Raw genomic sequence first — 20,914 nt, 5'->3', positions numbered from 1 at the left:
TATACATCCATCTTTTAAAGCCGATCAAATGAACCGATTACCTAGCTATATAAAGACTTCTTTCGTGTTGGTACTGCTAACATTTTATTCCTGCAACCTGGAGGAAGCCAACATTAATCCCAACAATGCTACCGATGCGGCTGTAGGAGGCCTTTTGCCGGTAGCTCAGGCAAACCAGACCTGGGCCATTGGAGAATATACGGCTCAAACAACCAGCATCTTACTACAGCAAATGACTGGCATTTTGCTCAACTGGCGCAGCATTACAGACTATGGCTACTTTCCCCGCTTCTTTGATGAAGCCTGGAATGAAAAATTTTATGCAGGTGCCATGAAAGATCTGCATACCATTATCCAGAAAGCCAATGAAAACGGGGCTACCCACTACCGGGGTGTAGCCAAAATTCAGATGGCCATGCTGCTGGGCTATGCCGTTGACTTTTGGGGAGATGTGCCCTATAGTACAGCTTTTGATCTGGAGAGATACCCACAGCCAACTTTCGATAGTGGCGAACAAGTGTATGAGCAGGTACAACTATTATTGGATGAAGGCATAGCCGATTTGCAAACCACCAGTACCACCTCACCCAGCACCAATGATCTGATTTACCGGGCTAGTAGTGAAGCTGCATGGGTAACCACTTCCGCACCCAAATGGATAAAACTGGCCAGAGCTTTAAAAGCCAGATATTATAACCATTTGAGTAAAATAGATGCTACCCAGTCAGCTACCAATGCGCTGGCACAAATTACTGCGGGCACTTTTACCAGCAATGCAGAGGATGCCAAAATAGTATTTGGTACGACTAATGACCAGGCAGGGCCTTGGTTTGGTTTCTTGCAGGGTACATTCGGGCAGAATAATATTTCTGTTGCTCAGGAATTTATCAATTTGCTGGAAAACAGAGTAGCCCCGGGTGTAGATGACCCCAGATTGCCTTATTATGTAACAGATGATATTGTGAGTAACGTGGCTCAGAAAGATGCCGATGGAAATTATGTAGGAACCCCTTATGGAGCTGTGGCGGCAGTAGCCAACCGTTCCAGATTAGGGCCGTACATTAATACGCCCAGCTCTCCTACCAATTGGATCACGTATACGGAAGTTAAGTTTATTGAAGCCGAGGCTAATTTACGTCTAAATAATTTTGATGCTGCCGCCACCGCCTATAATGAGGCTGTAAAGTCATCTATTCTGCGGGTAACTGGTGCAGCCAACCCGGCTTATGAAGCACTTTATGCCAGTGAAACGGCTGCTACTATGCAGGTTAATGGGTTTGAAAAGCTTTTTACTGAAAAATATATAGCCCTCTTCCTGGAAGCAGAAGCCTGGACTGACTGGCGGAGAAGCATTCCTGCCGGGGCTCCGGGAAACACAAGTGGCATTCCAAGACTTACGCCTGCTCCAGGAAATGAAACTGGCGGGCTATTTCCCAGAAGATTCCTGTATCCGCAAACAGAGTTAATTAATAATGCTGGCAACGTTCCAAGTGCTTCCATTACGGATAGGATATTCTGGGATAAATAACCATTACTAACCATTGAAAATTTTACTATATGAAAATCTTTGCTAACTACTTTATATACTTTCTCTCCTTGGTGGCTATATCCGGGTTAACATCCTGCCTGGAAGATAAAGAAGATCTGTATGATGTGGTAGGCCCGGTAGCTACAATACCGGCTTTTACGGCTTCCAAAGCTACGCCGGTAGCCGGCGAAACAATCGAACTTACCGTGCGGTTTTACTCGCCAAATGTAGCTGTAAAAGAGCTGATCTTGCACGAAACAGTGGCTACCGATCCCAAGCAACAAATTAACTCAAAATCAATCAGTGGTTTTGATACCAATAATTCCTATGTAGAAAAATTCAGCTATACGGTACCGGCAACAGCCGCTGGAAAAAAAATCGTGTTGGAAGCAGCTGCTGTAACGACTAATGATCTAACTAATACCCGTACACTGACTCTAACTATTCCTTAATAGCACATATATTAGTTGACACAACAGAAAGGCCTTCCAAGGGTCTTTTTGTTTTTCTGCAAAGACGTAAGTAAATACAGATGATACAAACTAAAGTACTTCTAGCTTGCCTGTTTTTCTGGCTGTTGTTGCTCCCGGCGGGTACTTGTGCCCAGAGCAACTTGGCAGGAAAGATAATCTGCCTGGACCCCGGCCATGGTGGTACAGCCGCTACCGATAGTTTCCGGCAAGGAATAACTGGCGAACGGGAAGAATGGATCAATCTGCGGGTAGCCTTATTGCTAAAGGAAATGCTGGAGAAGAAAGGAGCAAAAGTATGGATTACCCGCACCGACGATAGCAACATCAGCTTTGACGACCGGATCAACTTAGCTGTAGATAACAAAGCAGATGTATTTTTATCTATCCATCATAATGGCACAGCCGACCGGAGTGTAAATTTTCCTATTGTATATTTTCATGGAAATGCTTCTGAAAATGTAGCCAGTGTAGAGCTGGGAAAAGCAGTTGCAAAGCATTTAAAACAATTTTTGTATGGTGGAAAAACCCCGGTAAGTGTAGTGTCTGACCATACCATTTTCCCTACAGCTGGCACAAAAGTGTTAAGAGGAACTTATGGCATTCCGGGAATTATTGCGGAAGCTTCATTTTTTACTAATGCAGTTGAAGAAAAGCGGCTGAAAAGCAAACATCATAATGAGAAAGAAGCCCAAGCCTTTGTAAAAGCCCTGGAAGAATATTTTTCCGCTTCACATCCGCCAATAGCAGAGAAGAACAGCCAGGTGCAGCTTACTCCTTTTGCCGCATTTCAGGAAGCCGAACGCATGAACCCGGTTGCATTACAATGGAAAGCAGATTTTGAAGAAGGCAAAAAACTGTTCCGGAAAGGAGATTCTATTTCTCTTACGCAAGCAATGGAGCTTTTTACCCGGTCCGCCAAATCATTTCCCGATTCCTATGTTGCCGCCCAATGCCACAGCTACCGGGCTACTATTCTTCAAAAGTTAGGTAAAGCCGAAGAAGCAAGGCATGAAGAAGTACGGGTAAAAGAACGGTATGTAATGAATAATGAATAATGAAATTTTTTATCATTCGTCAATAGTTATTCGTCAATAGTCATTCTTACTATAATCTGGCTGGAAATGGCTAGTTTTGCACCTCCAAAATCAGCTCACAGCTATGCTCCCGTTTTTTCAACCCAATATGCGGCGCTTATACCGTCCGGATATTGCTGCCACGCTAAAAATAAGTGTGCCTATTATTATCGCACAACTGGGTACGGTACTTATGGGGGTAGCCGATAATATACAGGTAGGCAAGCTGGGAGCAGCTCCCATTGCGGCTGCGGGTATTGCTAATTCTGTTTATTTCTTAATAGCCATTATTGGCATGGGAACTCTTTCTGTTATTGCACCGCAAGTAGCAGCTGCCTACGGAAAAGACGACAAGCAGGAATGCAGCTATCTGCTGCGGACAGGTGTCCGGTTAGGGCTTTTCTTTGGCGTTGGGTTATGTCTGGTAATTGTGCTGCTGTCGTATAACTTTCATTGGTTTAGGCAAACACCGGAGGTAGAAGCATTAGCCGTAGAATACCTCCAGATCATTGGTATGTCGGTTATCCCGATGCTGTTCTTTCTGGCTATTAAGCAATTTAGCGACGGTTTGTCATATACCAGGGTAGCCATGGTAATTACCCTGATTGGGCTTGTGTTGAACGTATTTTTCAACTGGGTGTTTATCTTCGGGAAACTGGGTATGCCGGCCTGGGGATTAAACGGAGCAGGGTTTGCTACCTTACTCGTACGGATTTTTATGGCCATTGCCATGCTGGTATATATTTTCCGGGCTCCTATGTTCCGGGCTTTCACACAGCCGCCACCTGCGGATTATTCCTACCTGCCGCTAATCCGGAGAATATTGAAGTTAGGTTTACCGGGCGGTTTTCAGTTGTTTTTTGAAGTAGCCGCTTTTTCCGGAGCTGCCATAATTGCCGGTTGGCTGGGCACTGTACCTCTGGCTGCCCACCAGATTGCCATTAACCTGGCTTCCGTTACCTATATGGTTGCTGCCGGAATTGGTGCTGCCGGCGGCATTCGTGTAGGACAGGCTTTTGGCATAGGCAGCCAGCCAAAGATTGTCCGGGCAGGCACTGTCTCCCTCACTCTGGCGGTTATCTTTATGTCCCTTACCTGTATACTGTTTCTTTCACTCAATTATTTTCTGGTGAGGTTATATATACAAGACATAGAAGTGGTTAGTCTGGCGGCTTCATTGGTCATTATTGGAGGATTCTTTCAATTATCGGATGGCGTGCAGGTAGTAGGACTGGGTATTTTACGGGGTATTGAAGATGTAAACGTTCCTACAGTTATTGCTCTGGTAGCCTACTGGGTAATTGGCTTGCCCCTGGGTTATATCTTGGCCTTTACTTTTCATATGAACGTACAAGGAATCTGGATCGGACTACTGGCCGGGCTTACCGTTTCAGCTGTACTGCTCACCTTCCGTTTCTACAAACTTTCGTCTGGTGTAAAATCTGCTAAGCCAGAGAAGAGTCTGATTGGGTAATTTTTTACCAAGCTCTAAAGGACGTTGCAATGAGAGTAAACCTGTTAGGTCTTTCTAACATTCAAGACAGATTTAAGTCAGGGAAGACCTAACAGGTTTTTTTCTTTATTTGTCAATGGTAGTTTTCCCTCTTTCAAAACCGGACAATCAACTGTCCGGAAGCGGACACTTTTTAGAGTTCGTATACTAGTTAAACAGGCTTAATTTTAGCACAATCGCACTTTTATTCTGTTGGCAAAGCATTTGATCAGCAAATATAGATTTAATGCTTATTGAATGAAACGAACATACCTAGGCGAATTTGAAGAAATAGTTTTGCTAACAGTGGTCCTCTTGGAAGGCAATGCCTATGGAGTAGCCATTACCCACGAAATTATCGAACAAACCGGCCGCAGTGTCCGGCTGAACCAGGTGCATGCGGCCTTGCAGCGCTTGGAAGAAAAAGGAATGGTAAACTCCAGAATGGGTGAAGCTACGGCCGAACGCGGCGGCAGACGCAAACGCCTGTTTACTATTACAGCCTATGGCGAGCAAACGTTATTAGATATTCAAGCTATCCGTTCTCAACTGCTCCATTTACTGCCCCGTCCACTCAAACCGCTTACCAGTATATGAACCAACACCCCAACATACCACAGCCGCCCCGCTGGGCCGATCAATTGCTGGAGTGGTTTTGTGCGCCACATCTGCTGGAAGAGTTGCAGGGAGACTTGCATGAGGAATTCTATTACCAAGTAGAACGGATAGGGGAGAGGCAGGCCCGCCAGCGTTATATCTGGGATGTACTGGGCTTTATCCGTCCTTTTGCCATTAAACGAAAATCATCTTTATATCCATCTACCCCTATATTCCCCTTCGATATGCTTAAAAGTTATGTTACTATCGCCTTGCGTACGCTCTGGCGCAACAAAGGTTATGCGGCCATTAATAGTATTGGCTTGTCTGTGGCCTTTTGTATCTGCACCTTTCTGTTTCTGACTGCGTATTTTCAACTTTCGTTCAATTCCTTTCACCAGAACCAGGAACGTATTTTTCAAACCTATTTTTTTAAAAATGCGCCAGAAAAAATAGAGCGTATGGGTAATATGCCTTTACCGCTGACTCCCGCCTTAAAAGCAGAATATGAAGATGTGGAAGGAGCCGCCAGAGTGATGGAAATGAGGAAAAGTACCCTAGAGTATAAAGGGAAGTTTGTAGAGAAAGATGTAACCCTGACCGATCCGGATTTCTTCCAGATATTTTCTTTTCCGCTGATTAAAGGAAATAGCAAAACGGTGCTTATGGACCTACGGAGCATTGTCATCACCAAAACTATGGCCCAGATACTATTTGGCAAGGAAGATCCGATGGGGAAAGTACTGCAAATTGGAGGCGAAGGGAACCAGAAAGGCTATATTGTAAGCGGTGTATTGGCAGATGTACCAGAGAATTCTTCCATCCGCTTCGATGCCCTGATCCGGGTAGAAAACCTGCCTAATTACCAGGCTACTCAAAACCAATGGGATGCTTTTTCGCATAAAGCATTTGTAAAATTAGCCCCTCATGTGGACCAAAAAACATTTGAGAGCCGCTTAAAGCCCTTTGCCCAGAAATACCTGACAGCAGAAATAGAGAGCTTAAAAAATAGAGGAGCTAAACCTGATAAGAACGGGGACATATTTGCTATCCGCTTACAGAATCTTTCCAAGGTACATTTTGACACAGATATTTCCAGTGGCCCTCCAATAGCCATGGTGTATGCCATTATAGGTATCGGATTATTTATTCTGTTCATTGCTTGCATCAACTTTGTCAATTTAAGTATAGCCCGTTCCTTTACCCGGGCCAGGGAAGTAGGCGTACGGAAAACATTGGGTGCGCTGAAAGGTCAACTTTTTGTACAAATATGGGGAGAATCTACCTTGCTCTGCTTTTTAGGCTTTGTAGTGGGATTGCTGCTTACCTATGTGCTTTTACCTGAGTTTAACGCCGCTTTTGGAGCTAAATTCACGATTAAGTATATGCTCCAGCCACAGGTAATTGCCCTGCTATTTGGTTTATTTGTCCTGGTTACCCTGGTAGCTGGTGGATATCCGGCTTTACAGATGGCGGCTTTCCATCCGGTGGAAGTGCTGAAAGGAAAAATTTCGTTGAAACGTCCCGGTGTATTACGCAATTCATTGATTGTGGCCCAGTTTGCTATGTCTGCCTTGCTTGCCTGTTGCTCGGTAATCGCTTTTCAGCAGGTAAACTATATGCGGCAGAAGCCCCTGGGATTTGAGAAAGAGCAGGTAATCAGTATTCCGGTAGGAAGCAAGGCCAATGGCCGGCAAGTGCTTCAACGGATGCGAAACAAATTAGCCTCTGATCCGGCAATTGTATCCATTACTGGTACTGGCGTAAATCTAGGGCGGGGGAAAGATGGTACCAATTCACGGTCCGTTATAGGTTTTAATTACAAAGGCAAAGAAGTGGCTTCCGATTGGCTGTTGGTAGATTATGACTATATAAAGACTTTACAAATCCCTTTATTGGGTGGCCGTGAGTTTGATCCGGCCTATCCATCCGATTCCTTAGACCGGGTGGTTATTACGCAAAGTATGGCAGATATGATTGGTGAAAAAGAACCCGTAGGTAAGTTTTTCCAGACAGATACGGCAGGTGCGAAGATTCAAATTATTGGCGTTGTCCCTGATTTTCACTTGTATTCGTTAGCCAATGAGATTAAGCCCATTACCATGCATCTTTCCCATTCAGAGCCCATTCATTACATATTCGTGCGGGTAGCTCCGGCAAGCCTGTCTGCCAGTATGGATAAAATGAAAGAGGTATGGAAAGAAGTAGCCCCTGGAACGGAATTTATAGGCTCGTTTCTGGACGAAAACATAGAAGCCTGGTACCGGGATGTAGAAAGACTCTTTCAGATTTTTGGACTTGCCTCTTTTGTAGCCATTTTGTTGTCATGCTCGGGATTGTTCGCGGTGGCATTGCTGGTAATCGAGCAACGGACCAAGGAGATTGGCATCCGGAAAGTACTGGGAGCCAGTATTCCAGCTATTATTTTTGTGCTCTCCAAAGACTTTATAAAATTGGTGCTTATTGCCTTAGGCATTGCCATCCCCTTAGCCTGGTTCTTCATGCAACAGTGGCTGAATGAATATCCCTACCAGATTGAAATAAGCATCTGGATTTTCATAGGAGTAGGGATCGCAGCAACGTTAATTGCCCTGCTAACAGTAGGCTACCAAAGTATCAAAGCAGCCTTAGCCAATCCGGTAAAAGCGTTGCGTTCGGAGTAGGGCGATGGAATGTTGAACAGATGAACAAGGAATAATGAATAGGGAAGGGCTTCCTTCAATATTCGGCATTCCTTGTTCTCTTATTCAGTATTCAATGTATACTAAACTAAAAACCAGATAGCCTGGTAATTGATAACAGCCTTGCCAAAAGCCACCTTATACAATCTTTGGCACTGGGAGCAGGTATGTGCGGATTGTATAGAGCGGTGTTGACAAGGCGGGGCCTGTCCGGCCCTGGAGGACAAAAAATCTCTATATAGTCTCCTTTTGAAAGTTAATACGTGCTCTGAATTTTATATGAGTATTATAAACCTCTTTACTACTCACTCCGCAATGACTCTACCGGATTATTCTGTGCAGCTTTAAAAGCCTGATAAAATACGGTAAGTAGGGCAGTGATCACCGCCAGTAAGGCTGCCACCAAAAATACCCAGGGTTCTAGATCAATACGGTAAGCAAAATCACGTAGCCAGTAATCCATCAGCAGCCAGGCTAACGGCCAGGCAATAATATTGGCGAGCAAAACTAATTTTAAGAAATCCTTGGATAGTAAATTTACCACACCCATTACCGAAGCGCCCAATACTTTGCGGATGCCTATTTCTTTAGCCCGTTGTTCGGTGGTGTAAGCAGCTAAACCAAACAACCCCAGGCAAGCAATAAAAATAGCCAGACTCGTGAAAATGGAGAATATTTGCCCAATTTGCTGTTCAGCCTTATACTGTGCATTCAGCCGTTCATCCATAAAGAAATGATCAAATGGCGCATTTGGCGAAAAAGATTTCCATTTCGTTTCTAAAGCACCTATCACTTTTTTTCCTTCGCTGGGCTTTATTCGTACCACCATGTAATCTCCTTCCGGAGCCAATAAAATAAGCAAAGGTTTAATCGGGCTATGTAAAGACCTGAAATTAAAATCTTTAATAACCCCTATGGTTTTACGGTTGTTATCATCTCTGGCACTTCGTAAATGTTTACCTATAGGATTATCCCAGCCTAAAATAGCCGCCGCAGATTCATTAATAAGCATAGCACCCTCTTCTTCATCGGCATCGGAAGGAAAATCTCTGGAGAAGTTGCGGCCATCTTTTAATGTTATATTCAATGTTTGCAAATACTCATAATCTGCCGTAATGAACTCCAGCAACTGATCTTCTGTATTTGCTCCTTCCGGCTTAAATAAATCTGAGTCAATTACGGTTCCGGGAAGGTTTGTAGCATAGCTGGCATTCACTACCTCTGGCATATTGGTTAATGCTTGCTTAAAAGCACCTCTATTGGTTCCCAGCCGGTCAGTATTGGTAATTACCAGCACATTTTCTTTAGTAAAGCCTGTATTAATATTGCTCAAATGAGAAAGTTGCCGGAATACAAACATCGTACAGATAATGAGGCAGACAGACACACCAAACTGAAAAACCACCAGGCTACTTCTGATCCGGCTGTTTTTCACTCCCATCCGTAGCTTGCCCTTCAATACTTCTACAGGCCTAAAAGCACTCAAATAAAAAGCCGGGTAGCTTCCTGCCACAATGCCCACTATAAAAACCAGCAGCACCATGCAAAGCCAGATCCAGTTCTGGTTTAATAAATTGGTATCCAGACCTTCAAATAATAGATCTTTAAACAACAACAAGAAAAGTTCTCCCAAGGCAAAAGCCAGCAACATGGCAATAAGGCTGGTTAACATAGATTCAGTAAGAAACTGACCAACCAATTGACTTTTCACCGAACCTAGTACTTTCCGTACGCCTACTTCCTTGCTACGGCCAGCCGAACGAGCCGTAGACAAATTCATAAAGTTGATACAGGCCAGCAGCAAAATGAATATAGCCACACAGGAAAAGATATATAGGTATTTTATATCCCCATGTGTACCAAGTCCGCTGCCGATTCCTGCCGAATACAAATGAATAGCTGGAAGGGGTTGCAGAGATAATTGTATGCTGTTACCGCTTTTTTCAAAGTCTTTGATAGAAGTACCAAAAATTCGTCCAATGGTATTGCCTGCGTGCCGTCTGACCATATCCGGAAATTTAGCTTGTATCCTGTCTGCAGAAGCACCTTCTTTTACTTGCACATAGGTAGTAAGGGCACAGTATATCCAACTCCAGTCGAACTGCTGCACCTGTTTTTCCGTGTTAATAGACGTGAGCATATGGAATGTAAAATGAGAGTTATAAGGTGGATTTTCTGCCACCCCTACTACTTTATATGGCGTACGTTCATCGCCGAAACTCAGAATTTTACCCATGGCCGGTTGATTATTGAAGTATTTTTTAGCCATTTCTTCTGTTACAATTACTGCATTAGGTTCGCTGAAAACTGTAGAGGGATCGCCTTCTAGTAATTTGAAGCTGAATATTTTGAAAAAGTTTGAATCCACCGCCAGCACATGTTGCTCTTCAAAAGATTTGTCCTGGTAACGGATCAGGTTACTGCCTTTCGGATAAATCCGGGTAGCCAGTTCCACTTCCGGAAATTCGTTCATGAGGGTACGTGCTACGGGTGGTGGAGTGGCACCGATATGATATGGGTCACTATCCGCAGATAATTTTCCTTTGTAATTGACCCGGTAAATGCGGTCGGCCCGTTGGTGAAACTTATCAAAACTGAGGTGCTCCATCACAAACAGGATGATCAGCACACAGCTGGCAAGGCCCATAGCCAAGCCCATAATATTGATTACCGTATACAATTTCTGCTTCAGCAGGTTCCGGATGGCAATTTTCAGATAGTGGTGGAGCATAGGTGAATGAGATAATTTGAAAATTAGAAATTTTGAGAATGTAAGCAATATTTAAGCAGAGTAATTTCAATATATTCTTCCTCTGCCCACTCCATAAGACAAAGGCAATGCCATTAAATTATTTATTTGATAATCAGTAATTTATATATAATCAAGTTATCGTATGGGTTCGACGGGTGTAACAGTTCCGTTACAGGTGATTAGTTATTTCCGTTACAGTTTTTTACCTTGATGGAAATACACACCTGTAAGGTTTCTAAAACCTCACAGGTGTAGAAGCCGAGAATCTTATGACCAAACAAGAAGGAAGTATACTAATTGTGGATGATGACCCGGATGTGTTGAGCACCGCCCAGATGTTTTTGAAGCAGCATGGATTTACCGTACAAACAGAACTACAACCTAAGAACATACCAGCTATCTTGAGTAAATCTATACTAGATGTTATTCTGCTGGATATGAATTTTACCAGAGGCGAAAATGGTGGCAAAGAAGGCATGCATTGGCTAAAACAGATTTTGCAACAAGATCCACAGGCTAGTATTATTCTGATGACAGCTTATGGCGAAGTGGAACTGGCTGTACAAGCTCTGAAAGCAGGAGCTACGGATTTTGTGTTAAAACCCTGGGAGAACCAGAAACTGCTGGCTACGATTTTGTCGGCTATACAACTGCGTAAGTCGAAGCTGGAAGTTGAAAAACTCCGCAATACCCAGCAGCAATTAAGTGCTGATATACACGGGCAATACGGGGAATTAATCGGCAATTCTCCGGCAATGAAAGAACTGTATGGCTTACTGGAGAAAGTAGCCCCTACAGATGCTAACGTGCTGATATTGGGAGAAAATGGCACAGGCAAAGAATTAGTAGCCCGGGCTTTGCATACTCATTCCTTACGCAAGAAAGAAGTATTTATCAGCGTAGACCTGGGGGCTATCAGCGAAACTTTGTTTGAAAGTGAGTTATTTGGCCATGTAAAAGGGGCTTTTACGGATGCTAAAGAAGACAAACCAGGCCGCTTTGAACTGGCATCCGGCGGCACCATATTTCTGGATGAAATCGGCAATCTGACTTTGCCATTGCAGACCAAACTATTAACTGTGTTGCAAAGCCGTACGGTACGCCGGGTAGGATCGCACCAGGAGAAAAAAGTAGATATACGCCTGATTTGTGCCACTAATATGCCCCTGCATGAGATGGTCTATGAAAATACCTTCCGGCAGGATTTGCTTTACCGGATTAATACGGTAGAAATTAGGGTGCCTGCCTTGCGGGAAAGAGCAGAAGATATTCCGTTACTGATTAGTCATTTTCTTGCAATGTATGCCAGGAAATACAAGAAACCGGCGTTGAGAATAGAGCCTGCTGTACTGGCTAAGCTAAAGAAATATATCTGGCCCGGAAATATCCGAGAGCTGCAACATGCCGTAGAACGGGCAGTTATTTTAAGTGAAGGCACTAGTATTTCGTCACCGGATTTGTTTCTGAATCAGGTACGCATGCCCACAACACAGCCAGGCCGCACCTTAACGCTGGAGGAAGTGGAACGCAATTACCTGCGGGAACTGATAGAAAAATACGAAGGAAATATATCTAAAGTAGCCAGAGAGTTAGGCATGACCCGGCCGGCTTTGTACAGGAGACTCAATAAATATGGTTTATAAGCGGTTTTCGGTAGGTGTGGCCATCCGGGTAGGGCTGATCCTGGCCAATGTGGTTTGCCTGGCTTTTATTTTTGCCAGAACGGATCTGTTTTTCAGCCAGCTGGTTTTGCTGTTTATTCTCAGTTTTCAAATATATAACCTCGTTCATTTTGTTACCCAAACAACCCGCGACTTAGCCAGGTTTCTACAAGCGGTCAGGCATCAGGATTATTCCGTTAGTTTTGCTGATGATGCTGGCACACATCCGGCTTTTCAAGAATTACACCAGTCATTTCAGGGGGCCATTAATGCGTATAAGGAAGTAGAAGCCCAGAAAGAATCGCAGTATCACTACTTCAAACTAATTGTTGAGCATGTATCGGCAGGAATAATTTCCTTAAACAGTAAACATGAAATAGTGCTGATAAATAAAGCGGCAGAGCAGTTGTTGGATGTGCAAAATATTGTATCATGGAAGCAGCTGCAGAGTAAAAGAAATTCCTTTACACAAGCCGTAGACCATTGGTTGAGAGGCGGAAGCAGTTTGGCAGAGGTAGTGATTGAGGGTGAAAAAAGACAATTTTCTGTAGGAGTTAATCCGGTTATATTACTAGGGGAGCCTTACCGGGTTGTTACATTTAGTGATATAAAAAATGAAATTGAAGGCAAAGAAATAGAAGCCTGGCATAAATTAATCCGCATTCTCACCCACGAGATTATGAATTCTGTAACGCCACTCTCCTCCCTTACAGAAACTATGCTGATGATTGTGGAGCAAGAAGATGGAAATCAGAAACCTCTGGCAGAAATTACGGAGGAAAACCTGGAAGATATCCGGCTTGCTTTAAAAACGATCCAAAAACGAAGCAGAGGCATGCTGCATTTCCTGAACGATTACCGCCAACTCACCAGAATACCTACTCCTCAACTGGCACCAGTCAACATAGGTAATCTGTTAGCATCCGTTTCCAGATTAATGCAAGGAGAAATAACTAAATATAAAGCAAGCATATATGTTCTGCCGGTTCCTCCGGATTTAACTATACAGGCAGATGCTAAGCTGCTGGAACAAGTATTAATTAATTTGCTTACCAATAGTTTGCAGGCTCTGGAAGATGTAGTAAATCCTCAGATTGAATTAAACGCCATCACTCAAGATTCAAAAGTAATTGTAGCCGTAGCAGATAATGGAAAAGGGATTGAGGCAGATAAACTAGATAAAATATTTATTCCTTTCTACTCCACTAAGCCGGCTGGTTCTGGTATTGGCTTGCCAGTTTCCAAGCAGATCATGCACTTACATGGAGGAAATATTAAGGTGCAGTCGCAAACAGGGGTAGGGACAAAGGTGGAATTGCGGTTTCCCATTCAAACAGTAACATTCAGGTAAATTTACTGTATGCCACAAGCATTAAACCTATTAGGCTTCTGAAAACCTAACAGGTTTAATGCTATACTAAAAGCTACGCGTAGTTTTTAGTATATGCCGAATCAAGGTTGTTCTACTTGCCTGCAATCTGTGCTACATGGTGTTTAAGGTGAGCTACATAATCCGTCATGATGAATTCCAGCGTATGAAAAGCGACTGTTCCTTTGCCGGTATCAACGGTGTTCTGTAGTTTTTCCGGTGGAACATTATTCATTACCCGTACCATTTGTAGATTCAGCAGCCGCCAAAGATCTAGTAACTCCCGGGAAGGGGCTTGCTGGTAATTTTGTGCAGCTACCCACTGATCCTGAAAGTAAATCATTTTCTGATTGGGTTCATACTGGCCCACCACCAGCCGCCGGATATTGTTTATGGCACTATCAATCAAATGCCCCAATATTTCCTGTTTAGACCATTTTTCGGGAGTAGGTGTAGCTACCCAGTCTTCTGGTGGTATTTGTTCAAAAGCTTTTACACTTTTATCAATCATGCCTAGAAGTTCGTCTGCTTGTTGCATGGGATTATATTTTCAGGTACTGCTCATCACATCCGCACATTAAATGATTAGCCTATCAATCAATTTTTCCTCTGGTTTCTTTCAGTTTCATAACCATCAGCTGGGCATCTGTTTCGATCCATTGATTGTATTCTTCAATAGCTTGTAGCCGCTCTTTATCCGTAATGTAGCCCTCGTCCACCATCTGCCGGGAACCAGCTACTTTCGACCATATAGCTACTTTATCTTTGAAGCTGGCTTCTCCTTTTTTATATATCTCATTGGCGTTTAGTACCTCAATAGAATGGAAGCCAGCTTCCTGCATATACTCTGCTAAATCTTCAGCTATGTGGTTGTTCATACCGGCATCGGCCCGCCATTTCAGAAATGTCTGGTAAAATGTACGCATGCTTTGAGGCGGTTCTGGTTGCCATTCCAGGGCTTCATGGTTATAATCCAGAATAGAAAGTTGACCTCCTGGTTTTAATAAACTTTTCAGCTTTTGCAAGGCAACTTTGGGATTGCTTAACCATTGCAGCACTCTGGCCGAAACAATCAGATCAAACTTTTCTTCCGGCTCGAAAGTGAACAGGTCGGCATGGTGTAACTCCAGATTAGGAACATGCTTGTAGGTTTCTTTACCGCTGCTGATAAAGGCTTCTGTATGGTCAATGCCTACGACATGGCCCGATGGCCCCACTAATTCTGCTATTCCTTTAGAAATGGCACCTGTGCCGCAACCCACATCCAGTACCCGCATTCCTTCTTTTAGCAGCGGAGGCAGAGTAGCATAATCATTTTGCAGATTACGGGTGTCAAAATGTTTGGCTGTTGCTTTACCGTCTCTTTCAATGTGTTTGTTCATGGAGTTATTGTAAAATGAATGCTGCCAATTTATAGATTCTCTTTTTCTCCTCCTACAGGTCCGTAAAAGAAAACCCAGGTGCTGAAATCGTCTGTAAACTCAACAAAGCGGTGTTCTACACCTGCTGGCACAAACAGAAAATCGCCTGGTTTAAATGGCCATGTGTTACCACCATTCAGAAAGGTGCCGGTTCCAGAGATCACTACATAAATTTCGTCCCGGTCGTGGGGTTTCTGGTGGTCTACTTTATCGGGTTTGTATATTTCCACAGACAAGCTTCCATGGTTGAATACTTCTGTAAATACCTGTCCGCTTTCTTTTAACACCTGTAAGGCAATTTCTGTGGAGAGTTCTTTTTTGTTCATAAGTAGTAGCAGTTCTATTTTGCTGTGAAAGAAAAGAGTAAGAAAATGTGCTGATGTGCAAATTTTAATCTGATAATTACCTGATTCTATAATGCTATTTTATAAAACAAATCTGTTTACCTACTTAACCACAGAGAACACAAAGGAACCATAAAGGGCACAGGCAAAAGAAAATTTGATTTACCTAGGCTCTCTGTTCCTAGTTCTATGCACTTCGCCCATTACTCTGTCCGCAGGTTGTTTACTGGTTTGGTGAGGGCAGCCCGTATAGCTTGATAGCTGATGGTGAAAATAGCTATAGACAAGGCTGCTAATCCGGCAAGCAGGAAGATACCAGGGCTTACTTCGGTGCGGTAGACAAAATCTTCCAGCCATTTTTGCATCAGGTACCAGGCAATGGGTACCGCAATGGCAAAAGAGATAAGCACGAGTCTGACAAAATTCAGGGTGAGCAGGCCAAAAATATTTTGCACAGACGCTCCCAGCACCAGACGTATGCCTATTTCCTTGCTCCGCTGCTCTACCATAAAGGACGATAGCCCGTACAGCCCCAGGCAAGCAACAATAATGGCCAATATGGCAAAACTGCTGAATACACGTCCGGTCCGCTGTACATCGTCGTACATCCGGGCATAGCTTTCGTCTAGAAAAGTGTAGCGGATAGGCTGATAAGGGGCAACCTCTCTCCAGACTTTGTTAACAGATTGCAGTAGCTGCTGCATATCTGAGCCTGCATTGATTTTTACAGATAGAATAGACGGGCTGTTGCCTAAAGCCAGGACTATGGGCTGTATACTATCGCGCAACGATTCAAAATGAAAATCTTCCACCACGCCTATTACATTCCAGGCTTTCCAGTTAAAAACACGTTGGTTCAAGGGGTCTTTTAATCCCAGCTTTCTGACCATTGTCTCATTAATGATAACGGCCTGTGAATCGGAAGCCAGCTGAGGAGAAAAATTCCGGCCTGCCACTAGCTTCATTCCCATCGTTTGCAAATAATTTTCGTCTACCTGCCAGAACTGGGCGCTTACATCTTTGTCAATGTTCTTGCGTCCATCAATCCAGAAGCCATTGCCATTCCGTTTGGTCCCTTTAACAGGCAGGTAATCGCTTATACTTACATGTTTTACCTCCGGCAGGCGTAATAGCTCATTTTTCAAAGTTTTTACTTTGTCTCCTAAGGTATGTGCTCCCTGGATAAGTAGTACCTGGTCTTTATCAAAACCAATTTTCTGGTGGAAAATATAGTTCATCTGCCGGTAGATGACAAAGGTGCCTACAATTAATATAATAGAGGTGGTGAACTGAAAAACGACTAGTACACTTCTGGTAAGCGAGCTTTTGCTGCCCCTGCTGAGTTTGCCTTTCAGTACATCAATAGGTTTGAAAGACGATAGATACAAGGCCGGATAAAATCCTGCCAACAGCCCAATAACTACGGCTGATAAGGCAATGCCTGGCAGCAGCCACCATGCCTGCCAGGGAATAGTTAATGTTTTGGCGGATAAACTGTTAAAATAAGGCAGCAATAGTAAAGCCAGTAAAATACCTGCTACGAAAGAAAGGAAGCTGAATAACATAGATTCGGCCAGGAACTGGTTAATGAGGTTGCCCCGCAGAGAGCCAACCACTTTTCGTACACCTACTTCCTTAGCCCGGTTAGCCGACTTAGCAGTAGAAAGGTTAACGAAATTGATACAGGCAATTACCAATATAAAGGCAGCAATAGCTCCAAAAATATACACAAATCGGATATCGCCATGCGTTAAGCTATCATGTATACCATCCGATTTCAAGTGAATATCGGTTACAGGCTGAAGGTAGAAGCTGGCTTTCGCAAGGATATTTTCCGGATCAGGCACCCCATTTTTTTTCATGCTGGGTAGGTAGTAGCTATCCAGTATACTTAGCAATTTATTCTGTACCTGAGCTGGATCTATTTTTTTCTTAAATAAGATATAGGTATGGTAATTACTGTTGTTCCAGGCAGCTTGTTCACCCTCCCAGAACTCCCGGCCAGTCATCGTGATCAGGAAATCGTAGGACAGGTGGGAATTAGCCGGAAAGTCTTCGATAACACCTCCTACCGTCAATGGAGTTTTTTCGTCATTGTTCAGAATCATTAGCTTGCCTACCGGATTTTCATTGGGGAAGTACTTATCGGCTTTGCTTTTGGAAAGTACAATTGTATTAGGTTTATCCAGCGCATGCTTCCGTTCGCCGTATACCATAGGCACCTGCAAAATATCCAGCAGCGACTGATCGGCGTAGGTAAAGCCTTCTTCATAGGAGTTTTCCTGCACATCTGCCCGGCGGATCTGGTTGCTGCCAGCGCCAAAAAGTTCACTGGGGTTTATGCGGCCGGTTAGTTCTACTTCCGGATAATCCTGCTTCAATACGCCAGCCAAAGGAGCCGGAAACCAAACGTCTCTCTCAATTTCTCCATTATCATTGAACAAACCTACCACCCGGTAAATGCGGTCTTTGTTAGGGTAATGCTGGTCGTAGCTAAGTTCGTCGCGGATAAAAAGCATAATGAGCAAACAGGCGGCAATACCAAGGGCAAAGCCTCCGATCTTGATGGCGGAGTATAATTTGTGCTTGGATAGGTTCCGCCAGGCAATGGTGAAGTAACTGGTAAACATAGGGGTCGTGAAGATTTTTGTAGAGGATGGACGGTTGATATTAGATAATCGGATGTAACTGAATACTTCCCGGAAGTACAAATGCTTAGCTTTCTGCTGGCCTACCTGCTGCACCCGTAAGGAATAGCGTTCATGCAGATCACCCTGGATTTCTTCCAGCAGATGGTCGACACAAACCCATTCCAATATTTTATCTAGCCATTGTGGCGGACGAGGCGGCATATACTTCCTTTATTTACTCATTTTTGAGACTTGTTACCGGATTTACTCTGGATGCCTTAAAGGCCTGCCAGCTAACGGTTAGCAGGGCAATAAGAATAGCGAGTAAACCAGCCACTGCAAAAATGCCGGGGTTAATGGTAATCCGGTAAGCAAAGTCATCCAGCCACTGGTTCATTACATACCAAGAAACAGGTGTGGCAATCAGTACAGCAAATCCTATTAGTTTGATAAAATCTTTTGAGAGCAGCGTAACAATGCTGAAGCCGGAAGCACCCAATACCTTGCGGATACCAATTTCTTTGGTGCGTTGCTGCGCAGTGAAAGAAGCCAGGCCAAATAAACCCAGACAAGCAATAAGGATAGCAAGTCCGGAGAATACGCTGAATAGCCGCCCGAAGTGCAGATCGGCCTGATACTGCTTGTTAAAAGATTCGTCCATTAAACTATATAGAAACGGCCGCTGTGGGGAAAGCTGGTTCCATTGCTTTTCTAAAGCTGTAATAGTAGAGTGAATATTATCTGCCTTAATCCGCAGGGCCAGGCGGCCAAGAGCGCCTTCTGATTTAGGTGCAAAACGTAAGGCCAGGGGTTCTACCCGTTGATGTAGCGAACGGAAATTAAAATCTTTTACCACGCCAATCACAGTACCTTCTCTGCCCCATTGAGAAAACCGCTTACCTATTATTTCTTCCGGGTTGGCATATCCATACAACTTGGCAGCTGCTTCATTCAATATGAGTGACTTTGCGGTATCTGCCGGAAATTCCCGTGAATAAGGTCTTCCGGCGGCCATCTCTATGCCGAAAGTAGGAATAAAATCATAGTCAATTTCATACAATAAAGGCCCATTCTGCAACATGGCTCCTTCCGCCGACTGGATCTCTGTGTGGGCATTCGGAATAAAATCTCCCGGCACTGCCCTGGAAGCGGATACAGAAATAACGGAAGGATGGTTTAGCAGCTCATTTTTAATGACATCTATCTTCTGCTGCACTCCTTGATCATTTCCAAAATTAATTATTAGCATTTGCTCCTTATGGAAACCCAGATCGTGGGAACGTAAGTGCTTGAGCTGGGAAAATACAATGCCCGTTCCGGCAATAAGCGCCATAGAAAGGCTGAACTGAAAAACTACCAGGGCTTTTCTAAGCGCAATACCTTTGTTGGAAGAATGAAAAGCTCCCTTTAGTACTTGCGTTGGCCGGAATTGAGACAGCACCCAGGCCGGATAACTCCCGGCAAGCACCCCCACGATAAGGGCTCCTGCCAGCAATAAAACCAACACTTCCCATGTAAAAAGTATTTCGGAGGAAAAACTTTTGCCAGACAATTCTTCCACAAAAGGCAAGGCAAGTTTAGCCAGTACCCATGAGAACAAGGTAGCCAGTACCGAAAGCAATAAAGATTCAGCCAGAAATTGCTTGATTAGCCCGCTTCGTTGAGCACCCACCACTTTACGTACACCCACTTCTTTGGCCCGCTCCATCGACCTGGCTGTGGATAGGTTCATGAAGTTGATACAGGCAATTACCAGAATAAACAGGGCAATTAAAGAGAATATATACACATTAGATAGATTGCCGGTTACACCAGGCTGGCGGCCTGCTACGGAGTGTAAGTACGCATCGGAGAGCCGTTCAAATGAGATTGTGTAGCCCTTATTGTCATTATGGCGTTTCAGGAATGCCGGTACTTTTGCCTGTAAGGAAGCTATATCGGTTTGAGGTTTCACCAACAGATAGGTGTAAAAATCAACATAGCCCCACCAGTCGAAGATTTCTGCCCGCCACTGCCGGAACGTGGTCATGGAAATAAGTGCATTGAAGGTAAAATGGGAGTTGGAAGGTACATCTTCCATTACACCGGTTACTGTAAATACAACTTGATTTTCTACCCGGAGGGTTTGCCCGAGTGGGTTGGTATCGCCAAAATATTTTTTGGCTGTACTTTCGGTTAATACAATACTGTTAGGAGCTACTAAAGCCGTATTTGGGTTTCCTGCCAGCAGTTTCCAGCTAAATACCTGGAAAGCCGTAGAATCCATAAACAGCAGATTTTCTTCCTGAAACCGTTTTTCACCGTTTTGCAGCAGTAAGCTATTATGACTGGTAAATTGCACTACTTTTTCAATCTCCGGAAAATCGGCAGCCAGCGCAGGACCAACTGGTGCATTTCCCCATACCTGGTATTCTTCAGGGGTTGGCGGAGGCAAGGTTTCGCCATTCTGAGAGTTGCGGAAGGCATGAATTACCCGGTAAATCCGGTCGGCATTTGTGTGATACCCGTCATAGGATAGTTCATGCTGCACATAAAAAGCAATGAGCAGGCAGCAGGTAATTCCTACAGCCAGACCTATAATATTAATAGCTGCATAACTTTTACGCTTAAGCAAGTTCCGGTAAGCAATAGTAAAAAGATGTTTGAGCATATCAGGTTGGAGGAAAGAAGGTGAATTATCAATAGAATTTCGTTTAATTATAGAAGGCCGCAAGTACGCCAGTACTTCTTTATAATATAAACTTCTGGCTTTCTGCCCGCCCAGTTGTTGCACCCGTATGTAATAGCGTTCATGCAAATCACCCTGTACTTCTTCATACAAGTGATCGGCGCAGAGCCATTCTACTAGTTGGTCTAGCCATTTGGGAGGCGGAGCAGGCCGTTGATTCGTCAT

At 43.9% G+C, this 20,914-nt stretch carries 14 protein-coding genes; 8 read left to right on the top strand and 6 right to left on the bottom strand.

Annotation, left to right across the window (positions count from 1 at the left end; genetic code table 11):
• Nucleotides 1-28 precede the first annotated feature (28 nt).
• The 6 genes from Q0590_RS03515 (at nucleotide 29) to Q0590_RS03490 (ending at nucleotide 7,826) form a co-directional block, all read left to right on the top strand.
• Nucleotides 29-1,528, top strand: a complete 1,500-nt coding sequence (locus Q0590_RS03515) for a SusD/RagB family nutrient-binding outer membrane lipoprotein (protein ID WP_302036090.1) — start codon at nucleotides 29-31, stop codon at nucleotides 1,526-1,528.
• A 29-nt stretch (nucleotides 1,529-1,557) separates the two neighbouring features.
• Nucleotides 1,558-1,980, top strand: coding sequence for a hypothetical protein (locus Q0590_RS03510; protein ID WP_302036089.1), 423 nt, complete (start codon nucleotides 1,558-1,560; stop codon nucleotides 1,978-1,980).
• 80 nt (nucleotides 1,981-2,060) lie between these two features.
• Nucleotides 2,061-3,056: an N-acetylmuramoyl-L-alanine amidase gene (locus Q0590_RS03505; protein WP_302036088.1), complete on the top strand. Its 996-nt coding sequence runs from the start codon at nucleotides 2,061-2,063 to the stop codon at nucleotides 3,054-3,056.
• Between the two features lie 103 nt (nucleotides 3,057-3,159).
• Nucleotides 3,160-4,548, top strand: coding sequence for an MATE family efflux transporter (locus tag Q0590_RS03500; protein ID WP_302036087.1), 1,389 nt, complete (start codon nucleotides 3,160-3,162; stop codon nucleotides 4,546-4,548).
• A 276-nt stretch (nucleotides 4,549-4,824) separates the two neighbouring features.
• A complete protein-coding gene (locus Q0590_RS03495; RefSeq protein ID WP_302036086.1) occupies nucleotides 4,825-5,163 on the top strand; it encodes a PadR family transcriptional regulator in 339 nt (112 codons plus the stop codon).
• Nucleotides 5,160-7,826, top strand: coding sequence for a permease prefix domain 2-containing transporter (locus Q0590_RS03490; protein ID WP_302036085.1), 2,667 nt, complete (start codon nucleotides 5,160-5,162; stop codon nucleotides 7,824-7,826). The genes Q0590_RS03495 and Q0590_RS03490 overlap by 4 nt, the downstream gene beginning before the upstream one ends.
• A gap of 319 nt (nucleotides 7,827-8,145) precedes the next feature.
• Here the strand turns inward: Q0590_RS03490 and Q0590_RS03485 are convergent, their stop codons facing one another.
• The gene (locus Q0590_RS03485) at nucleotides 8,146-10,575 is read right to left on the bottom strand and encodes an ABC transporter permease (protein WP_302036084.1); all 2,430 of its coding nucleotides are present in this window, start codon (nucleotides 10,573-10,575) and stop codon (nucleotides 8,146-8,148) included.
• 290 nt (nucleotides 10,576-10,865) lie between these two features.
• On the opposite strand from Q0590_RS03485, the gene Q0590_RS03480 reads away from it, so the two are divergent.
• On the top strand, nucleotides 10,866-12,239 hold the full coding sequence (locus Q0590_RS03480; RefSeq protein ID WP_302036083.1) for a sigma-54-dependent transcriptional regulator: 1,374 nt from the start codon (nucleotides 10,866-10,868) through the stop codon (nucleotides 12,237-12,239).
• A complete protein-coding gene (locus Q0590_RS03475; RefSeq protein WP_302036082.1) occupies nucleotides 12,229-13,608 on the top strand; it encodes a sensor histidine kinase in 1,380 nt (459 codons plus the stop codon). The genes Q0590_RS03480 and Q0590_RS03475 overlap by 11 nt, the downstream gene beginning before the upstream one ends.
• Nucleotides 13,609-13,720: 112 nt before the next feature.
• Here the strand turns inward: Q0590_RS03475 and Q0590_RS03470 are convergent, their stop codons facing one another.
• From Q0590_RS03470 to Q0590_RS03450, 5 genes are all read right to left on the bottom strand, one after another.
• Nucleotides 13,721-14,164: a DinB family protein gene (locus tag Q0590_RS03470; protein WP_302036081.1), complete on the bottom strand. Its 444-nt coding sequence runs from the start codon at nucleotides 14,162-14,164 to the stop codon at nucleotides 13,721-13,723.
• A gap of 55 nt (nucleotides 14,165-14,219) precedes the next feature.
• The gene (locus tag Q0590_RS03465) at nucleotides 14,220-15,008 is read right to left on the bottom strand and encodes a methyltransferase domain-containing protein (protein ID WP_302036080.1); all 789 of its coding nucleotides are present in this window, start codon (nucleotides 15,006-15,008) and stop codon (nucleotides 14,220-14,222) included.
• Between the two features lie 29 nt (nucleotides 15,009-15,037).
• Nucleotides 15,038-15,373 carry a cupin domain-containing protein gene (locus tag Q0590_RS03460; protein ID WP_302036079.1) on the bottom strand — a complete coding sequence of 112 codons (336 nt, stop codon included), beginning with the start codon at nucleotides 15,371-15,373 and terminating at the stop codon, nucleotides 15,038-15,040.
• Between the two features lie 221 nt (nucleotides 15,374-15,594).
• Nucleotides 15,595-18,243, bottom strand: coding sequence for an ABC transporter permease (locus Q0590_RS03455; RefSeq protein WP_302036078.1), 2,649 nt, complete (start codon nucleotides 18,241-18,243; stop codon nucleotides 15,595-15,597).
• A 13-nt stretch (nucleotides 18,244-18,256) separates the two neighbouring features.
• The gene (locus tag Q0590_RS03450; protein ID WP_302036077.1) at nucleotides 18,257-20,914 is read right to left on the bottom strand and encodes an ABC transporter permease; all 2,658 of its coding nucleotides are present in this window, start codon (nucleotides 20,912-20,914) and stop codon (nucleotides 18,257-18,259) included.

Source organism: Rhodocytophaga aerolata (genome assembly GCF_030503435.1).
GTDB lineage: Bacteria > Bacteroidota > Bacteroidia > Cytophagales > 172606-1 > Rhodocytophaga > Rhodocytophaga aerolata.
This window is presented reverse-complemented; position numbering and strand designations above follow the sequence as displayed.

Coding starts and splice junctions, on each gene's coding strand:
- Q0590_RS03515 (WP_302036090.1), top strand. CDS start 29: ATGAACCGATTACCTAGCTATATAAAGACTTCTTTCGTGTTGGTACTG.
- Q0590_RS03510 (WP_302036089.1), top strand. CDS start 1,558: ATGAAAATCTTTGCTAACTACTTTATATACTTTCTCTCCTTGGTGGCT.
- Q0590_RS03505 (WP_302036088.1), top strand. CDS start 2,061: ATGATACAAACTAAAGTACTTCTAGCTTGCCTGTTTTTCTGGCTGTTG.
- Q0590_RS03500 (WP_302036087.1), top strand. CDS start 3,160: ATGCTCCCGTTTTTTCAACCCAATATGCGGCGCTTATACCGTCCGGAT.
- Q0590_RS03495 (WP_302036086.1), top strand. CDS start 4,825: ATGAAACGAACATACCTAGGCGAATTTGAAGAAATAGTTTTGCTAACA.
- Q0590_RS03490 (WP_302036085.1), top strand. CDS start 5,160: ATGAACCAACACCCCAACATACCACAGCCGCCCCGCTGGGCCGATCAA.
- Q0590_RS03485 (WP_302036084.1), bottom strand. CDS start 10,575: ATGCTCCACCACTATCTGAAAATTGCCATCCGGAACCTGCTGAAGCAG.
- Q0590_RS03480 (WP_302036083.1), top strand. CDS start 10,866: ATGACCAAACAAGAAGGAAGTATACTAATTGTGGATGATGACCCGGAT.
- Q0590_RS03475 (WP_302036082.1), top strand. CDS start 12,229: ATGGTTTATAAGCGGTTTTCGGTAGGTGTGGCCATCCGGGTAGGGCTG.
- Q0590_RS03470 (WP_302036081.1), bottom strand. CDS start 14,164: ATGCAACAAGCAGACGAACTTCTAGGCATGATTGATAAAAGTGTAAAA.
- Q0590_RS03465 (WP_302036080.1), bottom strand. CDS start 15,008: ATGAACAAACACATTGAAAGAGACGGTAAAGCAACAGCCAAACATTTT.
- Q0590_RS03460 (WP_302036079.1), bottom strand. CDS start 15,373: ATGAACAAAAAAGAACTCTCCACAGAAATTGCCTTACAGGTGTTAAAA.
- Q0590_RS03455 (WP_302036078.1), bottom strand. CDS start 18,243: ATGCCGCCTCGTCCGCCACAATGGCTAGATAAAATATTGGAATGGGTT.
- Q0590_RS03450 (WP_302036077.1), bottom strand. CDS start 20,914: ATGACGAATCAACGGCCTGCTCCGCCTCCCAAATGGCTAGACCAACTA.